The organism is Roseateles noduli (assembly GCF_050626985.1).
GTDB classification, from domain to species: Bacteria; Pseudomonadota; Gammaproteobacteria; order Burkholderiales; family Burkholderiaceae_C; genus Roseateles; species Roseateles noduli_A.
This window is the reverse complement of record NZ_CP192463.1, coordinates 5,228,932-5,253,113: the sequence shown is the minus strand read 5'-3', so window position 1 is coordinate 5,253,113 and position 24,182 is coordinate 5,228,932. Positions and strand designations below refer to the sequence as shown.

At 70.5% G+C, this 24,182-nt stretch carries 24 protein-coding genes and 1 riboswitch; of the genes, 8 read left to right on the top strand and 16 right to left on the bottom strand.

Features of this window, described 5'->3' with window-relative positions:
• Positions 1-15 precede the first annotated feature (15 nt).
• The 4 genes from ACQ4L4_RS22855 (at position 16) to ACQ4L4_RS22840 (ending at position 3,189) form a co-directional block, all read left to right on the top strand.
• A complete protein-coding gene (locus tag ACQ4L4_RS22855; protein ID WP_431101137.1) occupies positions 16-780 on the top strand; it encodes a DeoR/GlpR family DNA-binding transcription regulator in 765 nt (254 codons plus the stop codon).
• A 56-nt stretch (positions 781-836) separates the two neighbouring features.
• Positions 837-2,330 carry a glycerol kinase GlpK gene (gene glpK / locus ACQ4L4_RS22850; RefSeq protein WP_431101136.1) on the top strand — a complete coding sequence of 498 codons (1,494 nt, stop codon included), beginning with the start codon at positions 837-839 and terminating at the stop codon, positions 2,328-2,330.
• Between the two features lie 131 nt (positions 2,331-2,461).
• Positions 2,462-2,722 carry a hypothetical protein gene (locus ACQ4L4_RS22845; protein WP_067279481.1) on the top strand — a complete coding sequence of 87 codons (261 nt, stop codon included), beginning with the start codon at positions 2,462-2,464 and terminating at the stop codon, positions 2,720-2,722.
• Positions 2,719-3,189 carry a PIN domain-containing protein gene (locus ACQ4L4_RS22840; RefSeq protein WP_431101134.1) on the top strand — a complete coding sequence of 157 codons (471 nt, stop codon included), beginning with the start codon at positions 2,719-2,721 and terminating at the stop codon, positions 3,187-3,189. The genes ACQ4L4_RS22845 and ACQ4L4_RS22840 overlap by 4 nt, the downstream gene beginning before the upstream one ends.
• Here the strand turns inward: ACQ4L4_RS22840 and ACQ4L4_RS22835 are convergent.
• The 3 genes from ACQ4L4_RS22835 to ACQ4L4_RS22825 form a co-directional block, all read right to left on the bottom strand.
• Positions 3,111-3,689 (bottom strand): TMEM165/GDT1 family protein, encoded by a 579-nt coding sequence (locus ACQ4L4_RS22835; RefSeq protein WP_431101133.1) that lies wholly within the window; start codon positions 3,687-3,689, stop codon positions 3,111-3,113. The two genes, ACQ4L4_RS22840 and ACQ4L4_RS22835, sit on opposite strands and share 79 nt — an antisense overlap.
• Positions 3,690-3,767: 78 nt before the next feature.
• Positions 3,768-3,901, bottom strand: a riboswitch (yybP-ykoY riboswitch).
• Positions 3,881-5,293 carry a M16 family metallopeptidase gene (locus ACQ4L4_RS22830; protein WP_431101131.1) on the bottom strand — a complete coding sequence of 471 codons (1,413 nt, stop codon included), beginning with the start codon at positions 5,291-5,293 and terminating at the stop codon, positions 3,881-3,883. It overlaps the preceding riboswitch by 21 nt.
• Positions 5,290-6,705 (bottom strand): M16 family metallopeptidase, encoded by a 1,416-nt coding sequence (locus ACQ4L4_RS22825; RefSeq protein ID WP_431101129.1) that lies wholly within the window; start codon positions 6,703-6,705, stop codon positions 5,290-5,292. Before ACQ4L4_RS22825 ends, ACQ4L4_RS22830 begins: the two co-directional genes overlap by 4 nt.
• 199 nt (positions 6,706-6,904) lie before the next feature.
• On the opposite strand from ACQ4L4_RS22825, the gene ACQ4L4_RS22820 reads away from it, so the two are divergent.
• On the top strand, positions 6,905-7,288 hold the full coding sequence (locus ACQ4L4_RS22820; RefSeq protein WP_431104994.1) for a VOC family protein: 384 nt from the start codon (positions 6,905-6,907) through the stop codon (positions 7,286-7,288).
• 40 nt (positions 7,289-7,328) lie between these two features.
• Here ACQ4L4_RS22820 and ACQ4L4_RS22815 read toward each other — a convergent pair whose 3' ends face one another.
• Complete coding sequence (locus ACQ4L4_RS22815) at positions 7,329-8,636, bottom strand: NAD(P)/FAD-dependent oxidoreductase (protein ID WP_431101128.1); 1,308 nt, start codon at positions 8,634-8,636, stop codon at positions 7,329-7,331.
• 62 nt (positions 8,637-8,698) lie between these two features.
• Between ACQ4L4_RS22815 and ACQ4L4_RS22810 the strand changes: the two genes are divergently transcribed.
• Entirely contained in the window at positions 8,699-9,391 is a 693-nt protein-coding gene (locus ACQ4L4_RS22810; protein WP_431104992.1) for a helix-turn-helix transcriptional regulator, read from the top strand.
• 85 nt (positions 9,392-9,476) lie between these two features.
• Here ACQ4L4_RS22810 and ACQ4L4_RS22805 read toward each other — a convergent pair whose 3' ends face one another.
• Together ACQ4L4_RS22805 and ACQ4L4_RS22800 are read right to left on the bottom strand one after the other, a co-directional pair.
• Positions 9,477-10,571 carry an acyltransferase family protein gene (locus ACQ4L4_RS22805; protein ID WP_431101127.1) on the bottom strand — a complete coding sequence of 365 codons (1,095 nt, stop codon included), beginning with the start codon at positions 10,569-10,571 and terminating at the stop codon, positions 9,477-9,479.
• 168 nt (positions 10,572-10,739) lie between these two features.
• On the bottom strand, positions 10,740-11,309 hold the full coding sequence (locus ACQ4L4_RS22800; protein WP_431101126.1) for a CoxG family protein: 570 nt from the start codon (positions 11,307-11,309) through the stop codon (positions 10,740-10,742).
• 67 nt (positions 11,310-11,376) lie between these two features.
• On the opposite strand from ACQ4L4_RS22800, the gene ACQ4L4_RS22795 reads away from it, so the two are divergent.
• Positions 11,377-12,384 carry an XdhC family protein gene (locus ACQ4L4_RS22795; RefSeq protein WP_431101125.1) on the top strand — a complete coding sequence of 336 codons (1,008 nt, stop codon included), beginning with the start codon at positions 11,377-11,379 and terminating at the stop codon, positions 12,382-12,384.
• Between the two features lie 37 nt (positions 12,385-12,421).
• Here ACQ4L4_RS22795 and ACQ4L4_RS22790 read toward each other — a convergent pair whose 3' ends face one another.
• The 3 genes from ACQ4L4_RS22790 to ACQ4L4_RS22780 form a co-directional block, all read right to left on the bottom strand.
• A complete protein-coding gene (locus ACQ4L4_RS22790; RefSeq protein WP_431101124.1) occupies positions 12,422-13,678 on the bottom strand; it encodes an acyl-CoA desaturase in 1,257 nt (418 codons plus the stop codon).
• 14 nt (positions 13,679-13,692) lie between these two features.
• Positions 13,693-14,100, bottom strand: coding sequence for a metalloregulator ArsR/SmtB family transcription factor (locus ACQ4L4_RS22785; RefSeq protein ID WP_431101123.1), 408 nt, complete (start codon positions 14,098-14,100; stop codon positions 13,693-13,695).
• Between the two features lie 136 nt (positions 14,101-14,236).
• Positions 14,237-14,851 carry a DUF6515 family protein gene (locus ACQ4L4_RS22780; protein WP_377158518.1) on the bottom strand — a complete coding sequence of 205 codons (615 nt, stop codon included), beginning with the start codon at positions 14,849-14,851 and terminating at the stop codon, positions 14,237-14,239.
• 300 nt (positions 14,852-15,151) lie between these two features.
• Between ACQ4L4_RS22780 and ACQ4L4_RS22775 the strand changes: the two genes are divergently transcribed.
• Entirely contained in the window at positions 15,152-15,814 is a 663-nt protein-coding gene (locus ACQ4L4_RS22775; protein ID WP_431101121.1) for a glutathione S-transferase family protein, read from the top strand.
• A gap of 67 nt (positions 15,815-15,881) precedes the next feature.
• On the opposite strand, the gene ACQ4L4_RS22770 is transcribed toward ACQ4L4_RS22775, so the two are convergent.
• From ACQ4L4_RS22770 to ACQ4L4_RS22740, 7 genes are all read right to left on the bottom strand, one after another.
• Complete coding sequence (locus tag ACQ4L4_RS22770) at positions 15,882-16,766, bottom strand: hypothetical protein (protein ID WP_431101120.1); 885 nt, start codon at positions 16,764-16,766, stop codon at positions 15,882-15,884.
• The gene (locus ACQ4L4_RS22765) at positions 16,763-19,201 is read right to left on the bottom strand and encodes a penicillin acylase family protein (protein WP_431101119.1); all 2,439 of its coding nucleotides are present in this window, start codon (positions 19,199-19,201) and stop codon (positions 16,763-16,765) included. Before ACQ4L4_RS22765 ends, ACQ4L4_RS22770 begins: the two co-directional genes overlap by 4 nt.
• Positions 19,198-19,794, bottom strand: coding sequence for a response regulator (locus ACQ4L4_RS22760; protein ID WP_431101118.1), 597 nt, complete (start codon positions 19,792-19,794; stop codon positions 19,198-19,200). The genes ACQ4L4_RS22765 and ACQ4L4_RS22760 overlap by 4 nt, the downstream gene beginning before the upstream one ends.
• Positions 19,795-20,013: 219 nt before the next feature.
• On the bottom strand, positions 20,014-21,537 hold the full coding sequence (locus tag ACQ4L4_RS22755; protein ID WP_431101117.1) for an ABC transporter substrate-binding protein: 1,524 nt from the start codon (positions 21,535-21,537) through the stop codon (positions 20,014-20,016).
• Positions 21,538-21,546: 9 nt separating this feature from the next.
• Positions 21,547-22,308 (bottom strand): ABC transporter ATP-binding protein, encoded by a 762-nt coding sequence (locus tag ACQ4L4_RS22750; RefSeq protein WP_431101116.1) that lies wholly within the window; start codon positions 22,306-22,308, stop codon positions 21,547-21,549.
• Between the two features lie 41 nt (positions 22,309-22,349).
• On the bottom strand, positions 22,350-23,372 hold the full coding sequence (locus ACQ4L4_RS22745; RefSeq protein WP_431101115.1) for an ABC transporter ATP-binding protein: 1,023 nt from the start codon (positions 23,370-23,372) through the stop codon (positions 22,350-22,352).
• Positions 23,369-24,178, bottom strand: a complete 810-nt coding sequence (locus ACQ4L4_RS22740) for an ABC transporter permease (RefSeq protein ID WP_431101114.1) — start codon at positions 24,176-24,178, stop codon at positions 23,369-23,371. The genes ACQ4L4_RS22745 and ACQ4L4_RS22740 overlap by 4 nt, the downstream gene beginning before the upstream one ends.
• Positions 24,179-24,182 lie beyond the last annotated feature (4 nt).

Below are 24,182 nucleotides of genomic sequence, written 5' to 3'. Positions count from 1 at the left end.
TTTAGCCTGCGCGCCATGAATCCGAACCCTCGTCAGAACAATCTGCTGCAGGAGGTGCGCGCCCATGGATCGGTGAGCGTCGAGGCGCTGGCCGAGAAGTTCGGCGTGACGCTGCAGACGGTGCGCCGGGACGTGCAGCGCCTGTCCGAGGCCGGCCTGGTGCAGCGCTTCCACGGCGGCGTGCGCGTGCCGTCGTCGACCACGGAGAACATCGCCTACCGCCAACGCCAGGCCATGCAGGCCGACGGCAAGGCGCGCATCGCGCGCGCCATCGCGGCGCGCATCCCCGCCGGCTGCTCGCTGATCCTGAACCTCGGCACGACGACGGAGGCGGTGGCGCACGCGCTGCTGCGCCACAAGGGCCTGCGCGTGATCACGAACAACCTGAACGTCGCGATGATCCTGAGCGACAACCCGGACTGCGAGCTGGTGATGGTCGGCGGCTCGGTGCGGCATCGCGACCGCGGCATCGTCGGCGAGGCCGCGGTCGACTTCATCCGCCAGTTCAAGGTGGACATCGGGCTGATCGGCATCTCGGGCATCGAGTCCGACGGCAGCCTGCGCGACTTCGACTACCGCGAGGTGATGGTCGCGCGGACCATCGTCGAGCATTCGCGCGAGGTGTGGGTCGCGGCGGACGCGACCAAGTTCAACCGGCCGGCGATGGCCGAGGTGGCCCGCCTGCCGCAGATCGACGCGCTGTTCACCGACGAGCCGCCGCCGGAGCCCTTCCCCGCGCTGATGGGGGATGCGGGCGTGGAGCTCGTGGTCGCGCCGTAGCATCGCGACGGGTTCTTTCCAGAAGCAGTTCAAGAACACAACGAGCGAGACAAGCCATGACCTATCTGTTGGCCCTGGACCAGGGCACCTCGAGTTCGCGCGCGATCGTCTTCGACGCGCAGGGGCGCATCGTCGCGATGGCGCAGCGCGAGTTCCGCCAGATCTACCCGCAGCCCGGCTGGGTCGAGCACGATGCCGATGAAATCTGGGAGACGCAGCTTGCCGTCGCCCGCGAGGTGCTGACCAAGGCGTCGCTGAAAGCCTCCGAGGTGAAGGCGATCGGCATCACCAACCAGCGCGAGACGACGCTGGTGTGGAACCGCAGGACCGGCCGACCGATCCATCACGCGATCGTCTGGCAGGACCGGCGTGCGGAGCCGCAATGCGCCGCGCTGCGCGAGCAGGGCCACGGCGCGCGCATCCAGGAGAAGACGGGGCTGGTGGTCGACGCGTACTTCTCGGGGACGAAGCTGCAGTGGATCCTCGACCACGTCGCTGGCGCGCGTGACGCGGCGGAGCGCGGCGAGCTCGCCTTCGGCACGATCGACAGCTGGCTGATCTGGAAGCTCACGAATGGCGAGGTGCACGTCACTGACGTGAGCAACGCGTCGCGCACGATGCTGTTCAACGTGCGCGACAACCAATGGGATGAAGAGCTGCTCGCGCTGCTGCGCATTCCGAAGTCGCTGCTGCCCGAGGTGAAGCCGTCGGCTTCGGACTTCGGCCGTGTCGCGCCGGAGCATCTCGGCACGGCGCTGATGATCGGCGGCATCGGCGGCGACCAGCAGAGCGCGCTGTTCGGCCAGGCCTGCTTCGAGGCCGGCATGGCCAAGAACACCTACGGCACCGGCTGCTTCATGCTGATGCACACGGGGCCGCGCTTCCAGACCAGCGCGAACGGGCTGATCACGACGAGCGCGGCGCAGATCGACGCGACGCCGCAGTACGCGCTCGAAGGCAGTGTCTTCATCGGCGGCGCGGTGGTGCAGTGGCTGCGCGACGGGCTGAACGCGATCAAGGGCAGCGGCGAGGTGCAGGGGCTCGCGGAGAGCGTTCCCGACGCCGGCGGCGTGATGTTCGTGCCGGCCTTCACTGGCCTGGGCGCGCCCTACTGGGACGCGGAGGCGCGCGGCGCCATCGTGGGCCTCACGCGCGGATCGACAGTGGCGCACATCGCGCGCGCGGCGCTGGAGAGCATCGCGTTCCAGAGCGCGGCGCTGCTGCAGGCGATGAGCCGCGATGCCGTCGCAGCCGGCGGTGCGCCGGTGAGCGAACTGCGCGTCGACGGCGGCGCGTGCGTGAACGACCTGCTGATGCAGTTCCAGGCGGACCTGCTCGGCATCCCGGTCGTGCGTCCGAAGGTGATCGAGACGACGGCGCTCGGCGCGGCCTACCTCGCCGGCCTCACGGCGGGCGTCTACGGCAACCTCGGCGACATCGGCCGCAACTGGCAGACGGAGCGCACCTTCCGCCCGACCATGTCGCGCGACCGCGCCGAGACGCTGATGGCGCAGTGGGAACGCGCGGTGAGGCAGGCCTCGGCGCGCTGACCGGACCCCTCTTGGGAAGGCCCCATTCAGGGGGTCAGGTCTTCACCCCTCAATGACAAGTTTGAGGAAGTGCCAGACGGAATCGGCGTGCCTAGAGTTGTCGGCTTCTGTTCCATTGAAGGAGAAGCTTCATGTCTGCACTCGATACCCTGGTCAAGGTCGGTACCTACGAAGAAGGTCAGGTGCTCAACATTCCCGACGCCGTTCGGGACGAACTCCGCTTGAATCCGGGAGACCGGGTGGAGTTCCTCAGGCTCGCGCCGCACGAGTACCTGATCTATTCGAAGGAGCACCCCCTCAGCCTGGAGGGAATGATCGGCAAGCCCAAACGCAAGGTGACGATCAAGGACATGAACCGGGCGATTCGTGCCCGGGGAGGTCATGTCGGATGAAGGGCATCGATACGAACATCCTCGTTCGCCACTTCGCGAACGCGGATGACCCGCAGACTGCGGTAGCCCGGCGCTTCTTGAGTTCCCTCACGCCGGAAGATCCCGGCTATGTCTCCACCGTCGCGCTGATGGAGCTGTGGTGGGTCCTCAGCAAGACCTACGAAATGGAAAGGGCCGGCCTCATCCGCACCATTGGACGGATGCTTGCTGATCCTCGCCTGCGCGTCGAACATGAGTTCGAGGTTGCCGACGCGGTGGACCGATTTGTGATGGGAAAGGCTGACTTCCAGGACTACCTGATAGAGCGCCGCTGTTCGGGCGCTGGCTGCGTCCGAACGATGACTTTCGATCACGGCGCAGCCAAGTCAGCCGGAATGACGCTGGTCGATCAGAACCCCAACGACTCCCCCGCCCCCAGAAGCGTGAGCACCCCCAGCACCGCGAAGATGATCGCCGCGATGCCGTGAACCAGCCGCACCGGCAGCTTGTGCGCGAGCTTGTCGCCCACCAGCACCGCCGGCACGTTGGCGATCATCATCCCGAGGGTCGTGCCCGCGACCACCATCCACAGGTCGTTGAAGCGCGCCGCCAGCGCGACCGTGGCGATCTGCGTCTTGTCGCCCATCTCGGCCAGGAAGAAGGCCACGATCGTCGTGCCCAGCACGCCCAGGCGGAACTTGCCGCCGGTCTCCTCTTCATCGATCTTGTCGGGGATCAGCGTCCACGCCGCCATCGCGATGAAGCCCACGCCCAGCACCCAGCGCAGCGTCTGCGGCGACACCTGCGTCGTGATCCAGCTGCCGACAGCACCCGCACAAGCGTGATTGACCAGCGTCGCGATCAGGATGCCCAGCACGATCGGTCCCGGCTTGCGGAAGCGCGCGGCCAGGATGAAGGCCAGCAACTGGGTCTTGTCGCCGATTTCGGCGAGGGCCACGAGGCCGGTGGAGATGAGGAAGGCTTCCATGAAAGACTCAGCGGCCGAGACGAACCAATGACCATGTCGCCGCCGGCCGCAAAGTCCGGGGACATGGTCAAAGGTCTCGCCAGGCTGGGAACCCGTGGGTTCCTGGCTACCTCGCGCCATGAGCCAAGGCTCAAGTCTGTTGACGCGGGTCTGCTGAATCGGCCCGTCGGGCGACGGGCGGGGTGCAGCGGCTACTCCCCAATGACAGCCCGCATTGTAGTCAAGGCCAGCCCCGGCCACGCGCGCTGCGCCGGCTCCGGCGACCCCGCGTCGCCCAGCAGCAGCAGATGTGTGCGGCCATCGCGCCAGCTGGACGCCATCAGCAGCTGCAGCACCGGCGCGCTCACCGCGTGCACGCGCTGCGGCCAGTGGACGCAGTCCTCGAGTTCCCCCACCGCCAGCGCCTGCGTCAGGAGCGCATCCGGCGCCTCGGTGAGCTCGAACTCCCAGTCCCCTTGTGCCAGCGCCTGCGCGAGCGCCAGGTCCTCCGGCGTCACCGCCTCGGCCGCGAGCAACGGCAGCTGCTCGCGCAACAGCGTGAGCTGCTCCGGCACCGCCGACGCCGGCAAGGTCACGCTCAGCCGCCAGCACAACGCGCCGCCGAGGGACTCCATCTCGCTCTCCCACGGCCACGGCAGCCGCGCCGCGAGCCGTTGATGCATCAGCGTGCGCGCCAGCTCGCGCAAGGCCGGCGGCGTGCCGCGCGGCACCGGCGTCTGCACGATCAACCGGCAGCCCTGCCCCTGCGGCAACGGCAGGAACTGCGCGATCGCCGGCGTGGGCGCCGCGGCGGGCAGCGCCACCGCCGGCGTCGGACCGGTCGCCGGTACCTTCGGCACGCGCCAGCCGCCCATGAAGTCCTCGGCAAGCCCGCGCGCCGTCTGCAAGCTCAGGTCGCCGGTGAACAGCAGCACCGCGCGCTCCGGCCGCCAGTACTGGCGGTGGAAGGCCAGCACGTCCTCGCGGCGCAGCCGCTTCAGGCTGGCCGTGGTCTGCACCGGCTGCGCGCGGCCCCGGAACTGCCGCCGCGCCGCCCATGGCGCGAGCAGCAGCGCATCGGCACGACGCAGCACCAGCGCATCGATGGCGCGGCTGCGGATGTGCTCGAGCGATTCGAAGGCGAGCAGCGGCCGCTGCGTCAGGTCCGCCAGCAGGTTGACTGCGTCGTCGCACTGATCGGGCAAGGCCTCCAGCACGATCTCCGCCGTCGACGGCGTCAACTCCAGCCGCAGCGGCAGACCCAGCAGGTCGCCCGCATAGGCGATGTCGGCGGATTCCATCTCCTCGCCGTCGCGCTTCGCGCCTTGCGCCAACATCGACAACGCCACCTCCGCCAGACCGTCCTTGCCTGCCGGGTCGCGCAGCCAGCCGCCTTCGCCGATCAGTCGGACCGCCGTGCGCGGCGCACCGGGACGCGGCAGCACGATGACGCGCAATCCGTTCGAAAGCTTCGTCTGCTCGATCGGCAACGGCTGCGGCGCCGGGGCCGAAGGCGCCTCGGGCGGACGGTCGAAGCCGTCCTGCGCCAGCGCCGGCCAGGCCGCCGATCCCGACACGATGGCCGTGCCGAGCATCAGCCCGCGGCGGTTCAGATCGACCGTCATGCGGCGACCCCCGCGGCGGCGCCGATGTCCGCCAGCAGCGTCAGCACCGGCGCCTGCACGACCTGTTTGCGCCAGAACTGCTGCACCTCGGCACCGCTCAGCTTGACCCACGTCGCCATGTCCTTGGCCGGTGCGCCGGCGTCGCCCCGCACCGCCCAGGCCGTGCCGAGCGAACGCGCCAGGCGGTCCGCGGTCCAGTCGTCCGACAAGGTCTGGCGCCGCAGCAGCGCCTTCGCCTTGTTGAGTTCCTCGTCGGTCACCGGCTCGTCGGCCAGGCGCAGCACTTCCTGCTGCAGGGCCAGCGCCACCGGCGCGGACGTCTGCCCGTGGGCCGCCAGCGCCTGCGCGACCAGCAGTCCCGCGTCCCGATGCGTGTGCAGACGCAGGCTGAGCTGATGCGCCAGCGCCTTCTCGTCGACCAGCGTGTCGATCAGCCGGCCGGAACGACCCAGTCCGAGCAGCGCGTGGGCGAGCTGCCAGATCGGCAGGGTCGGATCGTCGGCGCGCGGCACCTGCCAGACCAGCGCGGCGGCCGGCAGCGGCGCCTGCGCGAGCGACAGCTTCAGCGTCTGGCTCTGCGGACGGCGCGCCTCGCGCAGCTCGCGCGCTTCGGCGAGCGATGACGGCGACGAAGAAGACGGCGGCGCTGCCGGCGCGGTGGAAGCGGCAGAGGACGATGACGATGACGATGACGATGACAGTGCCGGTGCCGGCGACGGCGAGACCGTCGCGGAGGTCGAGGTCGAGACCGAAGACGCCCGCGCCGGCATCGGCGGCCGGATCGAGCCGAAGTAATGCATGACCCAGCGCGCGACGGCCGCTTCATCGAACGCGCCCGTGACGACGAGCAATGCGCGGTCGCAGCCGAAGCGGTTGGCGTGGAAGGCCCGCACGGTGTCGATGTCCAGGTCCTTGAGCTGCTCCGGGTCGCCGAGCGCGCCGCGCTGGTACGGATGCGTCAGGTAGCCGTGGCGCTGGACGGCGAGGTCCAGCCGCGCATACGGATGAAGCTGCGGCGCCTGAACCGCCTGGCGCAGCTGTTGCCGCGCGGTGGCGAGCGCATCCGGCTCCAGCCGCGGATTGCTCATGCGTTCGGCCTCGGCCCACAGCACGCGTTCGAGCTGATGCGCGGGCACGACGGTCTGCAGCGCGGCGAAGTCCTCGTCGATCTCGATGCCGCTGCGGCCGCCGGCCGAGGCGATCAGCCGGTTGAACTGGCCGGGCTCCAGGTAACGGCTGGCGCCGGCGACGAGTCGCAGCACCAGATGCGTCATGCCGCTGCGGCCGGTGGGATCGTCGCGTCCGCCGCAACGGTAGACCACGCGCACCGCCGCCTGCGTGCTCGCGACCGGACGCGCCAGCCAGAGCAGGCCGTTGGGAAGCCGTTGCGGCGCGAGGGACGGGGCACTCATGGGCGGCAATCCTAGCTGCCAATCCGCTGTCAGCAGCCGGTCCGCATCATGGACGCGACGTCGTCCTACACGATGGCCCACCCGAATCGGGGGGCTTCGGCCAGGACGACGGGGGAGCCGGCCCGCGCCGACGCCCCGCGCGCAGGGGACATGTGCCCCGCTGTCATCGTCCTTCCACGGAGAGCCCGCCATGAGCGCCTTGAACTTCGCCTACACGATCGTCTACGTCGAGGACGTGGGTGCGTCGCTGGACTTCTTCGAGCGCGCCTTCGGCCTGCGGCGACGTTTCCTGCACGAGTCCGGCGCCTATGGCGAGCTGGAGACCGGCGCCACGACCTTGTCATTCGCGCGGCATGACATCGCCCGCGGCAACCTCGGGCAGGACTACCGGAAAGCCGAGGACGGATCGCCCCTGGGCATGGAGATCGGTCTCTCCACGCAGGATGTGCCCGCCGCGTATGCGCTGGCGCTGGCCGCCGGCGCGCAAGGCCTGACCCCGCCGATGACCAAGCCCTGGGGCCAGGTGGTGGCCTACGTCCGATGTCCCGACGGGACGCTGGTCGAGATCTGCACGCCCATCTGAACACCCATCCGAACGCCCATCCGAACGCTGCCGACGCGTCCTACGCGTCGTCGCCAACGCCCGGGCGTGGCTCGACCACGATCCGCGCGTGGCGCTGGAAGGTGAAGTAGGCCCAGGCCCAGTCCGCGAAGACGCGGACGCGGTTGCGGAAACCGATCAGGAAGTACACGTGCACGAACAGCCAGAACAGCCACGCGGAGAAGCCGCTGAACTGGATCGTCCCCAGGTCGGCGACGGCCGCCTTGCGGCCGATCGTCGCGAGGTTGCCGTAATCGCGGTAATGGAACGGCGGCTCCGAACGCCCTTGCATCCGCGCCAGGATCTGCCGCGCGGCATGCCGGCCGGCCTGCTTCGCGCCGGGGCTGACGCCGGGCACCGGCTTGCGGCTGCCGTCCTTCTCGAGGCTGGTCGCCGCGGCCATGTCGCCGACGACGTAGATCTCCGGATGGCCGGGGATGTTCATGTGCTCGTCGACGACCACGCGCCCGGCGCGATCGAGCGGCACCTCCAGCGTACGGGCCAGCGGCGACGCCGCCACGCCGGCCGCCCAGACCTTGGTCCGCGAGGCGATGCGTTCCGTGCCGCCATCGGCGGTCTGGAGGTCGACGCCCGCCTCGTCGATGCCGACGACGCGGCAGCCGGTCCGCACCACCACGCCGATGCGCTCCAGCTGCGCCTGGGCCTGCGCCGACTGCGCCGGCTTGAACGCCGCCAGGATCCGGTCCGAGCCCTCGACCAGCAGCACCTGCGCGCGGCTGGGATCGATGCGGCGGAATTCGTCGCGCAGCGTGTGGCGGGCGATCTCGGCCAGCGTGCCGGCCATCTCGACCCCGGTCGGCCCGCCGCCGATGACGACGAAGTTCAGCCACGGCGCGCGGCTCGCGGCATCGGGCAGCGTCTCGGCACGCTCGAAGGCGCTCAGCAGCCGGGCCCGCAACTGGAAGGCGTCAGCCAGCGTCTTCAGTCCGGGCGCGTGCGCCTGCCACTGGTCGTTGCCGAAGTAGCTGTGCGTGGCACCGGCGGCCACGATCAATTGGTCATACCCCACGCGCTGGCCATCCGAGAGCACGATCTCCCGCGCGTCCTTGTGGATGGCCTCGACATCGGCCATCAGCACCGTGAGATTGCGCTGGTGGCGCCGCATGTGGCGGATCGGCGAGGCGATCGACGGCGCGGAGAGCCCCGCCGTCGCGACCTGGTACAGCAGCGGCTGGAACAGGTGGTGGTTGCTGCGGTCGATCAGCGTGACGCGGACCGGCGCGCCGTCGAGGACCTTGGTGGCCTCCAGGCCGCCAAAACCGCAACCGACGATCACGACATGGGGAAGCACGACATGTGGGTCAGCCATGCGACACATCGTAGCGGGGATGACGACCTGGACAGGTCATGCCCATGGCCGACAATCGTCGGATGCGCCGCGCCGACCGCCTGTTCCAGATCGTCCAACTCATCCGTGGACGCCGTCTCACGACGGCCGAGTTCCTCTCCCAGCGGCTGGAGGTGTCGATCCGCACCGTCTACCGCGACGTCGCCGCGCTGCAGCAGCAGGGCGTGCCGATCGACGGCGAGGCGGGCGTCGGTTACCGCATGCGGGTGGGCTTCGAATTGCCGCCGCTGATGTTCAGCGCCGAGGAAGCCCAGTCGCTGGTCGCCGCGGTGCGGCTGGCGCAGCCGCAGCTCGACGCGGTGCTCGGCCAGCGCGCGGAGGAGGCGCTCGGCAAGATCTTCGCGGTGCTGCCCGGCACGGCGCGCGCGGCGGCCGAGAGCCTCACCGTCTACGCGCCCCAGCGCGGCCTCGACGACGCCACCCGCGAGCGCCTCACCCACCTGCGCCAGGCCACCGAATCCCGCACCAAGCTGCGCCTGCACTACCTCGACCTCAGCTACCAGACCAGCACGCGCCTCGTGCGGCCGCTGGCCTGCTTCTTCTGGGGACCGGTGTGGACCTTCTCCGCCTGGTGCGAGTTGAGAGAGGATTTCCGCAGCTTCCGCGTCGACCGCGTGCAGCAGCTCGAGATGACGGAAGAGCGCTTCCGCGACGAGCCCGGCAAGACGCTCGCCGATCTGCAGCGGCGCGAGAACGCGCGCGAGAACTGGGCCTAGTCCGAACGGACCGGCATCGGCGACCCGGGATCAGCGGCCGGGATCAGCGGACAGGCATCGGCGGCTCCAACACCGTCGAGCGGTATCAGCGTACCGCCACGCCCTGCGGCAGCACCGCGGCGCGCGGACGCCAGCGCAGCAGCGGCGCCTCGATCCAGCGATGGAAGGGCAACGCGGCCAGGTTGCTCAGGAACCAGGCGGCCACCAGCGCCAGCGGCGCGAGTGCATCCAGCATGGGGGCGGGACTCTCGGCGCGGTGCTCGTAGATCGCGTTCACGAGCAGGCAGACCGGGAAGTGCACCAGGAAGAGCGCATAGGCATGACGCGCCATGGTCTGGACCGGCGCCTGTCCGCGCCGTTCGAACCATGCCGGCAGCGTGCCGCGACGCCACAGCACGATGACCACGGCCGTCAGCGCGGCGACGACCAGACGCTCCCGGAACTGCAGCGCCAGCGCGACCACCATCAGGCCGCCCAGCGCCAGCAGTCCGGCGCGGCGCGCGGCCGGCGCCCAGCCCTGGCACCAGTAGAGCAGCACGCCCAGGCCATAGGCGCCGAAGAAGTAGATCGCGTAGGCGTCCATGTCGGCCATGCGGTTGAACTTCAGCAGCGACGCGGCGCACAGGGCGCCCACGACGGCCGGCGCCAGCCATTGCCGCGACGCGCGCGTCAGCGGCAGGCAACGCAGTGCCCACATCACCAGCAGCAGCAGGGCGAAGAGCTGGAAGTCGATCGCCACGTACCAGGCGCCGACGGTGAGCGCCTCGACCGACATCAGGTCGTGCAGCAGCAGCGCATGGGCCAGGATCTGCGTCAGGTGGACCTGGGTCGGGACCAGTTCGGGCAGCAGGGGCTGGACCAGCCAGGACGACAGCAGCGTCAGCCCGACCGCCGCCATGAAGGGCGGCACCAGGCGCCAGTAGCGCTGCGCCAGCAGGGCCGGCGCGGAGCGGCGCAGTTGCGGCTCCTGCGCCGACAGCGCCCGTGCGCTGAGATAGCCGCCCAGGACGAGGAACACCTGCACGGCCATGCGGCCGTAGTCGTGGAGCCATCCCGACAGCAGCGGGAACAGGCCGTGCATTGCCTCGGCGATCGGTCCGTAGACCGACAGGTGATGCAGCACGATCAATTGCGCGGCGGCCGCGCGCAGCGCGTCCAGCGGGAACAGGCGAGAAGCCATCGGGGGTCGGCGGATTCGGTCGCCGACGATCCTGGGGAGCGCATTCGGCGGAAAACGAAGCGGCCACCGCGAGGTGGCCGTTGGATTGCGCCGGATTCTATAAGCGAATCAACAAGTTACATCGAGGCACAGATGCGGTGGCGGTCGCATGACGCCCGGGTGTCGCGCTCAGCGCTTGTCGCGCGGGCTGGGCGGACGCGGTTTCGGCGCGGGAAACAGCGTCCCGTTGAAGATCGCCGCGAACCAGCCGAGGTACCAGTCGACCAGCCGCTGCGGCCACGGCTTGGGGGGTGGTTTCACCGGCAGCGGGCGGTCGGAGGGATGGCGGCGCTCGACCGCGGCGGCGAAGGCGACGAGCCTCGCCCGGAGCGCCTGCAGCCCGGCGACCTTCGACGGCGTGGCGCCCTCGGCCTGGATCACGAGCGCCACATGCAGCAGCGTGCGGTCCTCGCCGAGCGACTCCAACCGGAGTTGCGCCTGGCCCGTCACGGCGCCGGTGCGCGGGCCGCGCCCCTCGAAGCTGAGGCGCAGGCGGCTCGGCGCGTCGAGATCGAGCTGCAGGACACGTCCGTCGAATCCCGCGAGCGCCAGCGCGAACGCGCCCGGCGCATCGCCGGCCTGGAGGCGGGCGCCCTCGGGCAGGCTGTCCGCGAGCAGGGTCAGGTCGTGCAACGTCTTCCAGGCCAGGGCCTGCGGGACGGGCAGCACGAGATCGTCATTGAGGGCGAGCGTGGGCATGTCGTCGATTGTGAGCCTGCATGCCCGGTGCGACGCAGACGGGGGCGAAATTCGCTATGGTGCGCGGATGGACAACATGGACCTGCAGGTGCTGCGCCAGGTGCAGCAATGGATCGACGCCGACCAGCGCGTCGTGCTCGGCACCATCACGCGGACCTGGGGCTCGGCGCCGCGGCCGGTCGGATCGATCGTCGCGGTGCGGGCGGACGGACTGATCACCGGATCGGTCTCCGGCGGCTGCATCGAGGACGACCTGGTCGCGAAGATCCGCGAGGGCGCGCTGTCCCTGAAGACGCCGGAGCTCATCCGCTACGGCGTCGGGGCCGAGGCGGCGCAGCGCTTCGGCCTGCCCTGCGGCGGCACCTTGGAGCTGATGCTGGAGCCGGTCGGCGCGCACTCGGCGATCGCGCCGCTGCTGGAGCGGCTGTCGCGCGGCGAGCGCGTGCTGCGCACGCTTGACCTGGCGACCGGCGCCGTCTCGCTCGCGGAGCCCGGCGCGCATTCGCGCGACGGCGCGGACCGGCTGGTGCTGAGCGACACCCAGCTGGTGACGCACCACGGGCCGCAATGGCGGCTGCTGATCATCGGCGCGGGGCAGATGAGCCAGTACCTGGCGCAGATGGCGCTGGCGCTCGACTACCAGGTGCAGGTCTGCGATCCGCGCGACGACTACCCGTGGACGCTGATCGCCGCGCCGCTGACGCGCGAGATGCCGGACGACGTCGTCCAGCGCCTGAAGCCCGACGGCCACACCGCGATCGTGGCGCTGACGCACGACCCCAAGCTCGACGACCTGGCGCTGATGGAGGCGCTGCGCGGGCCGGCGTTCTACGTCGGCGCGATCGGCTCGCGCGTGAACCAGGCCAAGCGCCGCGCGCGGCTGAAGGAGCACTTCGACCTGACCGACGCGCAGCTCGATCGCCTGCACGGCCCGGTGGGCCTGCACATCGGCGCCCGCACGCCGCCCGAGATTGCGCTGGCGATCCTGGCGCACATGACCGCGGAGCGGTATGGGGTGCAGGTCAGCAGCAGCGCGGCGCCGTCGGATGGGAGCGAGGCGGGGTGCTTGCTGTGAACCAGGCGCGGCGTGGATCTGACGGTGACCCACCCGCTCAGGCAGGTTGCGATGCCGATCGACCGGACTCCCAGGCTGCGGCCATCGGCAGCAACGCCGCCGCAGCGCAGCTCGCCAAGGTACCTCGCGCAGCGAGGCTGACGCACAGCGCGGGCAGGCCGCGCACCACCTGGCCGGTGCTCGGGACGAGCACCTCCAGACGCGCCATCTCGCGTCGACGCTCGAAGGCCGCGCCCGACCAGGCGGCCAGCCACGCCGCCGGCATCAGCGCCGCGGGTCCTTGCAATCGGGCGCCGTCACGCGCCGCGGTTCTCAGCACGCCGCGCAATGCCGGCAGGTCGCGCCAGGCACCGAGGCTCGCCGCCGTCGCGACCGGCACCGCGTCGATCGCGCGAAGCTCGGCCCGCGCGGGCATCGCTGCCGGCAGCCGGAAGTCCCAGACAAGGCCGAGCCGCTTCAGCAGCATCAGCATCCACCAGCCCGGATCGAACTCTCCCGGATAGAGCCCCAGTCGCGCAGAGCCGGGAAAGGCATGGTGGTTGTTGTGCCAGCTCTCGCCCATCGTCAGCAGCGAGGTCCACCGGATGTTGCGCCCCTGGACGGCAGCGCCCTCCACCTCATGATGCATGCCGCCCGCGTTGTGGGCGAAATGCCCGATCAGCCAGTGCCCGACGACACCGGCGCAGATCCGCGCGCACACCCCCCAGCAGACGAATGCCCAGCCGCCCACGGCGTAGAAGAGCATTGCCGGCAGCAACTGCTGCAGCATCCAGGTGCGTTCCAGCAGGCGCAGGTAACGGTCATCGGCGATGCGCGGTTCCAGCTCGATGCGCGGCTCGCGCGCAAGGCGCAGCTCGCAATGCAGCTGCCACCAGCCGTCGCGCCAGAACGAAACACCGTGACGCAGGTACGGATGGCAGTCAGGCAGGCGTTGCGCGAAGTCCCGCAGTTCATGCTGGCGCAGCAATCCCAGCGGCCCTGCGAGGCCGACCTGGACGCCGAACCAGATCAGCAGCCGCTCGAGCCAGCGCGGCGCCTGATAGCTGTCGTGGATCAGCTTGCGATGGCTGCCGAGCGAGTGACCCAGCAGGAGCACCGTGACCGTGGCCAGCACGAACACCAGCACGGCGGACCAGGACAGGAAGAACCAGACGCCGACGAGCGCGCCCGCCAGATGCGCGAGCAACCAGAGCGACTTCAGCGGCGAGTAACGGACCTCGCCGATGAGGACATCTTCCGGCGCATCGACATGCACGCGATGGCCGTCGAGGGATTCAGGGGCGGCGAATGGCATGGTGGTCTCCAGGATCAGCCTTTGGCGGGCTTGGCTCGTTTGGCGGCTGCAACGGTCTTGATGGCCTTCGTGACCTTCGCCGTCTTGGCGGGAGCCGATGGCGCCGCGGCCTTGGCCGCACTGGCGCGCGCCTTTGCCTCCTGCTTGAGCGGCCGGCCGACCGGGCAGACCTCCAGCGCGTAGCCGGTCAGGCTGTTGACGAGGTTGTCCGAGTTCAAGCGATACAGGACGAACTGCCCCTGGCGCTCGCTGCTGACGAGACCGGCCAACTCGAGGATGGACAGATGACGGGAAATCGCCGGCGCGCTCATGTTGAAGCGCTCGGCGAGCGCGCTCGTGCTCAGTTCGCCGCCGGACAGATACGCCAGGATCTGGCGACGCGGCCCGGAGGCCAACGCTTCGAAGACGCGATCGAGTTGCATGCGAATCAGCTATTAAGCAATTTGTTAATAGCTTATCTCCAAGACACGTCACCTGACAAGTGGGAGATCGAAATGACGAAGGGCCAGCACGCGGCTGGCCCTTGCTCGACGTCAAAGCCCTCGCAGAGGGCGACGTTCACCGCATGCTGTATCCCCGCCCATCCATGCATGCCTCCACCGCGCGGTTGAACACGCCGGCGTCGTTCATCGACGAGGGCTGCGTCGTCGCCCAGCGGTTGCATTCCTGGCGGTCGGCCTCGGTCTGGCCGGCGGACTGTCCGTTGCGCGGATAGATGATCGGATCGGGCCGCGGCGGCGCGACAGGCGCGGGTGTCGCGGCATCGGCCCCCGGCGGCGGCGCGACGACCACGTAGCCCGGCCCCGGCGAGGCCACCGTGTAGTACGCGCCATTGGCGTAGTAGTACGGGTAGCCGCCGATGCGCAGCGTCACGTAGGCGCTCGGCAGGATCGGCACCACGAAGCCCAGCGGCGGCGCGATCACGCGGAAGCTCGGACCCCACGGCTGGTACCAGACGCCGCCGTGGTACCAGTAGCGGTTGCCCACGAACACCGCGCCGCCCGGCAGGCCGCGTGCGACGTAACCCGGCGCGGGGTAGTAGTGGTCATGGTGGTAGCGGCTGTCCAGGCGCAGGCCGATGTCGACGCGCGCCCCCCCGCCGTGATGTTGCGCCGACGCCAGCCCCGCGGACAAGGCCAGTGCGACGGGAATCAACCAACGAAGCTTGTTCATGCTGCTCATGATCGCTCGCGCCGTCCGACGGCGCCCAGGAAGTCCAGATGGCTTATTCAACGCCGCAGCGCTCGGCCACGTCTACGGGAGGGCGTTTCGCCGGGGTAAAGAACCATTGCTTCCGAAGCCCCCGCGCACACCGTCATGCACACCGTCATGCACGCCGTCAGGCTGGGGCGCGGCCGGACCCAGCCGCCGGATCGGCGATGATGCCCGCCGCCTGGCGCCTCCCCGTCATGGCACACCTCCACAAGAGATTCACGAGACATTCACGCCGCCGCCACGCACCACCCCGACGCCATGATCGAGCTCTACTACTTCCCCAGCAACGCCAGCTTCGCACCTCACGTCGTCCTGCACGAACTGGGCGTTCCCTTCCAGCTCCGGCTGGTCGATCGCGACAAGGACGAACACAAGTCGCCCGCGTTTCTCGCGATCAATCCGAACGGCCTGCTGCCCGCGATGCGCGACACGCGCGAAGGCGCGGACGACCTGGTGCTGTTCGAGACCGCCGCGATCCTGCTGCACCTCGCCGACACGCATCCCGACGCGGGCCTCATGCCGCCGCTCGGCAGCGCCCAGCGCGCGCATGCGTACAAATGGCTGATGTGGCTGACCAACACGCTGCAGCCCACCGTCATCGCCTACTACTACCCCGATCGTTTCGTCGCGCCGGGCAACACCGCCGGCAGCGCCGAGGTGAAGGCGCAGGCGCAGGTCCGGGCCGGCGCGCAGCTGGATCTGCTCGCCGCCGAGTTCGAGCGCCATGGCGGCCCGTTCATGCTCGGCGAGCGCTACTCGGTGCTGGACGCCTTCGCGTTCATGCTCTGCCGCTGGACGCGCAACTTCGCCGATCCGGCGCGCAACCGCCCGGCGCTGGGCGCCTTCCTCGAACGCATGGCGCAACGCCCCGCGCTGCAGCGCGCGATCGAGACCGAGAAGTTGCCGAAGCCCTGGTTCTGAGCGGGCCGACGCGCATCCCGCGCGTCCTGCTCGTCGTCGGCATGTCGCCGGCGCGTCGCCGTGTCCGTCAGCGCGGGGGCAGCGCCTGCAGGTAGTCGTAAAGCCGCTGCGCGATGGCGGCACGTTCGTCCGCCGACCTCTCGACGACCAGCGGCGGCATCGTCGTGCCGGGGCGCACCGCGGCGGGCTCCAGCAGCCAGCGCTTCCACGCCGCGGCGTCGTAGCCCTTGACGACCACGTCGAGGTCCAGCGGCATCTTGTCGCCGCCGTAGCCGCGGATGCGGTGGCAGCTCAGGCAGTACGTGCGGGCCAGGTCCGCCGCGTCGGCGTACTTCGCCGCCAGGCCGTCCGGCAACAACGCGCGCGTGGAGGACGGCCCCACGCTCACCGACGCGACCTGGTACGGCCACAGGGCGCCGCCCTCGGCCTGCAAGGCCTTCGACGAGCGGTTGTCCCAGACCAGATAGAACGGGCCGAGCGGCACCTGCTTTTCGCCCTGCAGGTGGTTGTCGACCTGGAACGGCTGCCCGTCGGCGCGCGCGTAGACCAGCCACGCGCGATGCTGCGCGAAGCGTTCCACCGGGATGCGCGAGACGAAACCGTCCAGCGCGCGGAACTCGAGCTCCAGCCCGGACGCGCGCCATCCCTTGCCGAGCACCGCCGTCAGCACAGCCTCCGCGGGGAAGCCGACATAGCGCACCTCGGGCATGCGACCGTCGTGAATCAGATGAGGCTCGAGAACGGCGACCGTGACCGCCGCGTCGTTGCGCGGCGTCTTCCTGCCCCGGCCCTTGTCGACCTCCGGGCCGACGTCCTTGCCGGCCTGCGCGGCCAGTTGCCGGCCGAGGTCGGCCGGCTTCGGCAGTTCGACGGCGAGGACCGGCATCGCGGCCCACGCACCCGATATCGCGATCGCCGCGGCGATCAACCTGGCGATTCGCATCGCGTTCATGGCTTCAGGATCAGCATCCCGCGAGAGTGGGCCTGAACGTCCGTCTCGTTCAACCACTCGCGACGGTATTGACCCTTGGCCAGCAGCTCGGCCTGATCGCTGTAATGCGCATCGGGCCAGACGCCGCTCTGGCCCACCGGATTGACGCCGAGCGCCTCCTGCGGCCGAGCGAAGTCGATCAAGCGTCGGGTCGACGGCCCGTAGACCACGCCCCACGGCGCGCTGCCGTTGCGCTGCGCGAGGTTGTTGGGCACCTCGTGCCCGCCGGGCACCGGGAACGGGCCGACGTTGAACACCCGGTCGAGCGGCTTCTGCTTGCCCAGCGGGTGTTCGTGCGTCAGCGTGTGGACGCTGTCCCAACGCCACTTCGTGCTGTCGGCCCCGAGCGTCATGGTCAGGTGCGCGACCGCCGCCTTCCAGGCGCGACGCACGATGTCGGTCTGCGTCTCGCGCTGCGGTGTCGATCGGTCGTCCCACCACGGCGAGTCGGTGTCCGCGGTCAGCTTCGGCAGCGCCTGATCGAGCGCGCGCGTGCGGCGCAGGTTGTCGAACTGCGCGTCGCCGAGCTCATCCTTCATCGCCGCGCGCAGCAGCTCCGCCGCGAATTGCTGGAACAGCGCCGGCGCCACGGCGTCGGCCTTGTAGGCGCCGTTCCAGCGCACCAGCGCCTCGACCAGCGACTGCTCCTCGGCCGAGGCCGAGCCGCGCAGCAAGGGGATGATCGGCCGCAGCACGCGCGGGCCGTAGTCGGTCTGCACGTCGAGCTGCAGCGCCTGGCTGTTGTGGATGTCCCAGCGCTTGCCCTGGTTCAGCAGCGCGTCGAGCCGGATGCCCCGCTCGGCCAGGTTGTAGTAGCCCGGCACCGGCGTGTCGCCCGCCGGCTGGAAGTTGGCCGACACGATGTAGCCGCGCGCCGGGTTCTCCTCGTGCGGATTCGCGGAGAACGGCAGGAAACCGGGCTTGTCGGCCTCGTCCGTCGCGCCGTCGAGCACGAAGGTCGGATTCACGCCCTCGGGCCGCATCGGCAGCTTCGCCGCGGCCCACCAGGCGATGTCGCCGGCCGCGTTGGCCCAGACGACGTTCAGGCCCGGGGCGTGGATCAGGCTGACGGCCTCGCGCGCCCGGTCCAGCGTGTCCGCGCGGCCCAGCTTGTAGAAGCCGTCGAGCACCGGGTTCTCGGTCTCCAGGAAGGCCCACCACATCGCGACCGGGCGCTCGCCGCGGTCGCCCGGGATCGCGTCGTTGACGATCGGTCCGTGCGGCGAGCGGCGCAGCGTCAGCACCTGGTCCGGCTGCCCCTTGACCTTGAGCACCTCCTGACGCGAGGTCATCGGCACCCAGCGGTCCTTGATCCAGACCTCGTTCGGATTCTCCGGGTTGACCTTCTCGGCGATCAGGTCGACGTCGTCGTTCTGGAACATCGTCAGGCTCCAGCCGAAGCGCTGGTTGTGCCCCAGCAGCGCCATCGGGTTGAGCGCGAGGTGATGCCCGTAGAGCTCGAACTGCGGCGTGCGCAGGTGCGCCTCCCACCACACGGCCGGCGTCGAATACGCGATGTGCGGATCGCCCGCCAGCAACGGCTTGCCGCTGGCCGTGCGGCTGCCGGAGACGACCCAGGCGTTGCTGCCTTCGAACTGCGGCAGGCCGGCGAGTTCCGCCGCGCGTCCGCTGACCTCCGCCAGGCGCGCCAGCATCGGCGCCACGTCGGCGAAACGGCGGCCCGCGCCGTCCGGCCCGCGGGGAGTGCCCGGCGCGTTCAGCGCCTGCGGTTCCAGCGCGCCTTTGGGACGCCACGCGAGATCGAAGATGCGCAGGTAGTCGGGCCCGAGCTGATCCCGCACCGCCGTCAGTGCCGGTTCGGTGCGGAAGGCCGCCGCGAAGCTGTACGCCAGGTATCCCGCGATGCTGTAGGTGTCCGCCGCGGTGAACGGGCGCTTGGGAATGCCGAGGATCTCGAACTCCAGCGGCGCCGGCCGGGTGTCCTGGTATTGGTTGACGCCGTCCAGGTAGGCGTACAGCGCCCGGACCGCGCCCGGTTGCGCGGTGATCGCCGACGAGGCCGCGGCCAGTTCATCGGCGCGCTGCCGGATGCCGAGCGTGCGGAACAGCCGGTCGGTCTCGACCAGCTTGGGGCCCAGCACTTCCGCCAGTTCGCCGCGCGACAGCCGGCGCAGCATCTCCATCTGGAACAGCCGGTCCTGCGCATGCAGATAACCGAGGGCGCGGTAAAGGTCGTCCTCGTTGCGCGCGTCGACGTGGGGCACGCCCCATTCGTCGTAGCGGACGGTGACCGGCGCGCTCAGGCCCGAGAGCTGCAGCGCGCCGTCACGCACCGGCAGCTTCTTGTAGACATGCCAGGCCGCGCCTGCCGCGCCGATGGCCACGAGCACGGCGAGCGTGACCGCGCCGCGCCTGAGCCAGCGACCGACGCTCATGGACGGACCGGTGCGCGCAGGTGGGACAGCGCCTCGACGCGCTTGATCAGCTCGCGGTCGTTCCAGGGCTTGTGGAACATGCCGTACAGCCCCTGGATCTGATGCAGTCGCGCATGCAGCTCCTCGTGGCCGGTGATGGCGATCATGGGCAGGTCCTCGGTGGCCAGCGCCCCCTGCACCGCCTTGATCAGCTCGAAGCCGTCCATGTTGGGCATCTCGAGGTCGGTGATCAGCACGCCGAAGCGGGTCTGGCCGAGCAGCTCCATCGCCTCGACGCCGTCCCGCGCGGCGACCACCTCATGGCCGGCCTCGCTGAACAGCTTCAGCAGCTTGGCGCGCACCACGGCCGAATCGTCGACCACCAGCAGCGGCAGGCGTTCCGGCACTGCGTCCGGAGCGACCGGCGCCGGCGGAGGAACGGCGGCGGCCGTCGGCGCCGGCGGCAGCGGGCGCGACACGGGCGGCGGCGGCGCGCCGAAGTCACGGTAGTCGCCGCGGCGCACCGTGATGATGATGATCAGGATGGCCAACGGGACCACGATCAGCAGCGGCAGCAGGAACGGCTGCAGGGTCTCAGGCAAATCAAACGGCATTCGTCTCTCCGACTCCTCCCCAAACCGGGCACGCTACACGGTCGAGGGGCGTCACTGTAGAGGAAAAGCCCTCTCGGTGGATGGCCGGTGGATGACGACCGACGAGCCGCCACCGCGCTTCCGGGGCCGATGCGCTTGCACCACAGCCCTTTGTGGTGCCGTCCCTGCATCAGGGGGCTTGTGTGACCTCCGGCCAGGCCAAGGTCGCGCCGGGGCGGATCAGGCCCAGCTCAGCGCCGACAAGTCGTTCGCGAACAGCGGGGTGCGTGTCCACAGGCCCTTCAGGCCGGCACGCGCGACGGTGATCCACTGCGGCTGGTACAGGAAGGCGGCGACAGCGTCCTCCGCCACCTGGCGCTGCGCCTCGCCGAAGCGCTTCAACCGCTGCGTCGGATCGGCCGCGTTCTGCATGAGTTCGTAAAGCGCATTGAACTGTTCGCTGCGGTAGCCCCAGTAGTAATCGGACCGCGCAAAGTTGCCGAAGTCATGCGGCTCGACATGCGAGATCACCGTCAGGTCATAGGCCTTGCTGCCGTAGACGCTGGACAACCACTGCGCCCATTCGATCTGCTCGATCCTCGCCGTGATGCCGACGGCCGCCAGCTGCGCCGCGATCAACTCGCCGCCCTGGCGCGCGTAGGGCACCGGCGGCAGCTTGAGCGAGAGCGACAGCCCGGTGGCCTTGGCCTCGGTCAGCAGCGCCTTCGCGGCGGCGGGGTTGTAGGCGTTGATCGCGGTGCAGTCGACGTAGCCCGGCGTGTCCGGCGTGACGAAGCCGCCGATGGGCACGCCGAAGCCGTCGGCGCTTGCCTGGATGACGGCCTTGCGGTCGATGGCCATCGCGATCGCGCGACGCACGCGGACGTCGCCCAGCGGCGCGCGCTGGTGATTGATCGCCAGGATGGTCTTCGCACGCGAGGACGCGGTGATCACCTGGAAGCGCTTGGGCTGCGCCTTGAACTGCGTCATCGCGCGTGCCGCGGCGACGCGCGGAAAGACGTCGACATCGCCCGCCAGCAGTGCCGCGACCTGCGCGGCCGGCTCGCCGATGAAGCGGAACTGCACGCGCGGGATCCGGATCGCCGCCGCGTCGCGGAAGCCCGGCCAGGCGACGACGGTCAGGCTCGCGCCGCGCTGCCATTGGGCGACGCGATAGGGTCCGGTGCCGACCGGGTTCTGCGCGTTGCCCGCGGCGCTTTTCGGCTCGACGATCACCGCCGGCGACTGGGCCAGCAATGCGGGAAGTTCAGGCTCCGGATGCTTGAGCGTCAGCACCACGGTGAGCGGATCGGGCGTGCCGATCGCGGCGATGTTCTCGAAGACGCGCCGGTCCTTGTTCAGGCTGTTGGGCGCGCCCGCGCGCTCGAAGCTGAACTTCACCGCCTTCGCGTCGAACGGCTCGCCGTTGTGGAAGCGCACGTTCGGGCGCAGCGTGAAGGTCCAGCGCTTCTGATCGGACGACACGTTCCAGCGCAGTGCCAGCAGCGGCAGCGCCGAGCCGTCCTCCGCGACCTTGGTCAGCGGCTCCATCACGTTGTAGAGCACGATCTCGCCGATGGCGGCGGCGGCACCCGTGGTCGGATCCAGGCCCGGCGGTTCGAGCGTCATGCCGAGCACGAGCGGACGCGCGGCGCTGCCCTGCGCGAGCGCCGGCAGCGAAGCGCCGAGGGTCGCGCCGGCGGCGCCGAGCGACAGCAGATGAAAGCGGCGGCGGTCCAGGGCGGTCTTCAGGAAGTGGTCCATGGCGGCGGATCATGCCAAAGCGGCGAGCAGGTCCTGCGTGTACGGGTGTTGCGGCTCGCCCAGCACGCGGGCGGCGGGACCGTGCTCGACGGCCTCGCCGCCGCGCAGCACCAGCGCGCGATCGCACAGGACCTCGATCGCCGGCAGGTCGTGGCTGACGATGACGAGGCTGATGCCGTCGCGTCGCTGCAGCTCGCGCAGCAGCGCCAGGATCTGCGCCTGCACCGAGACATCGAGCGCCGACAGCGGCTCGTCCGCGACGATCAGGCGAGGCCGCGTCGACAGCGCCCGCGCGATCGCCAGCCGCTGGCGCTGGCCGCCGGAGAACTGATGCGGGAAACGCAGCGCGGCGTCGGCCTCGAGCCCGACGGCGGCCAGCACCTCGGCCACGCGCTCGACGCGCTGGGCGTCGTTCATGGGCAAGGCCTGGAGCGGCTCCATCACGCTGCGTCCGACGCGCCAGCGCGGATCGAGCGAACCGTACGGATCCTGGAACACCATCTGCACCCGCGGCCGCAGCGCGCGCCGGTCGCGCGCCGACATCGCGTTCACGTCCTGGCCGTCCCACCACACGCGACCCTGATGCGGGCGCTCCAGCGCCATGACGAGCCGCGCCAGCGTGCTCTTCCCCGCGCCCGATTCGCCAATGACACCGAGCGACTCGCCAGGCATCAGCGTGAAGTCGATGCCGCGCAGGACCGACCGACCGCCGTAGCGCTGGCCGAGACCCTCGACCTGCAGCAACGGGGTCGCCGAGGATGGCGACGTCACCGGGGACGCCGGGGACGGCACAGTCATCGAGGACGGCGCGGTCACGATGTCACCTCCCAGCAGGCCAGGCGGCCGTCGAAGCGCGGAGGCTCCGCGGCGCAGCGTGCCGTCGCCAAGGGACAGCGCGGCGTGAACGGGCAGCCCTCGCCGAGCTGCGTCAGCGCCGGCACGTTCCCCTTGAGCGGATGCAGCGCCTGGTCGCGTCCGGCCCCGAGCCGCGGCCGCGCCGCCCACAGGGCCTGCGTGTACGGATGGCGCGGATGGTCGAGCAGCTCCGGCCCGGCGCCCTGCTCCATCACGCGCCCGCCGTACAGGATCGCCAGGCGGTCGACGCGGCGCGCCGTCAGTGCCAGGTCGTGCGAGATCAGCAGCAGCCCCATGCCGCGTTCGGTCACCAGGTCGCGCAGCAGGTCCAGCACCTGCACGCGCAGGCGCGCATCGAGCGCCGTGGTGGGCTCGTCGGCGATCAGCAGGTCGGGCTCCGCGGCGAGCGCCATCGCGATCAGCGCGCGCTGCCGCTGACCGCCGGACAGTTGATGCGGGTAGGCGCGCGCCTGGCGCTCGTCGAGACCCACGCGCGTCAGCAGCGCCATCGCGCGCTCGCGGGCGGAGGCGCGGTCCGGCAGCAGCCGATGAAGGAGGATCGGCTCCGTCACCTGCGCCAGCACGCGCTGGAGCGGATTCAACGCCGTCAGCGGCTCCTGGAACACCATCGCGAGGCGACGGCCCCGCAGGCCGCACCAGCCGTCCTCATCGAGCGTGAGAAGCTCGCGCCCGTCGAGCGCGATCCGCCCGGTGACCTCGGCGCCTTCGGGCAGCAGGCCCATCGCGGCGAGTGCCGTCAGCGTCTTGCCGCTGCCGGATTCGCCGATCAGCGCGAGGCTCTCGCCGCGCGCCAGCGACAGGTCGATGCCGCGCAGCGCGTGCAGGCGCTCGCCGCGGCGCCCGGGCAGATGCACGTGGAGATCGCGGATCTCGAGCAGCGGTGCGTGCGCCGTCGCCGCGTTGCCCGTGCTCGCGCCAAGTGCGTCGATCGCGTCGGTCGCGTTCGCGTCGGTCGTCATCGCGGCTGCTCCTTCGGATCGAGCCGGTCGCGCAGGCCGTCGCCGAGCAGGTTCAGGCCGAGCACCGCCAGCGTGATCGCGACGCCAGGCGCCAGAGCGAGTTGCGGCGCCTCGAACATCAGCGTCTGCGCCTCGGCGAGCAGCCGACCCCAGCTGGCCTGCGGCGGCTGGGTGCCCAGGCCGAGGTAGGACAGGCCGGCCTCGGCCAGGATCGCGAGCGCGAAGCTGGTCGTGCCCTGCACGATCAGCAGCGGCAGCAACTGGGGCAAGACATGACGCCATGTGATGGACCACGGCCCCTGGCCGGCGACGCGGGCGGCGAGCACGAAATCGCGCGCCCACCAGCTCTTGGCGCTGCCGTTCACCAGCCGCGCGAACGAGGGCACCGCGTGCAGCCCGATCGCCGCCATCGCGACCGTCATGCCGGGGCCGAGCGCGGCGGCCAGCAGGATCGCGAGCAGCAGCGCGGGGAAGGCGTAGCCGAGGTCGGCGCCGCGCAGGATGAGCGCCTCCACCGGACCGCGCCGCGCGGCCGCGAGCAGGCCCAGCGCCGTGCCCGCGATCAGCCCGATGCCGACGGCGACGATGCCGACCAGCCAGGCGCTGCGTGCGCCGGCCATCAGGCGGCTGAACACATCGCGGCCGAGCTGGTCGCAGCCCAGCCAGTGCGCGAGGCTCGGCGACGCGAGCCGGCGGGTCATGTCGATCTGCTCGGGCGGCCACGGGGTCCAGGCCAGCGACAGCAGCGCGGTCAGGAGCAACAGCGCGGTGAGCACGACGCCCGCGAAGAATCCGGCGCGTTTCATGTCC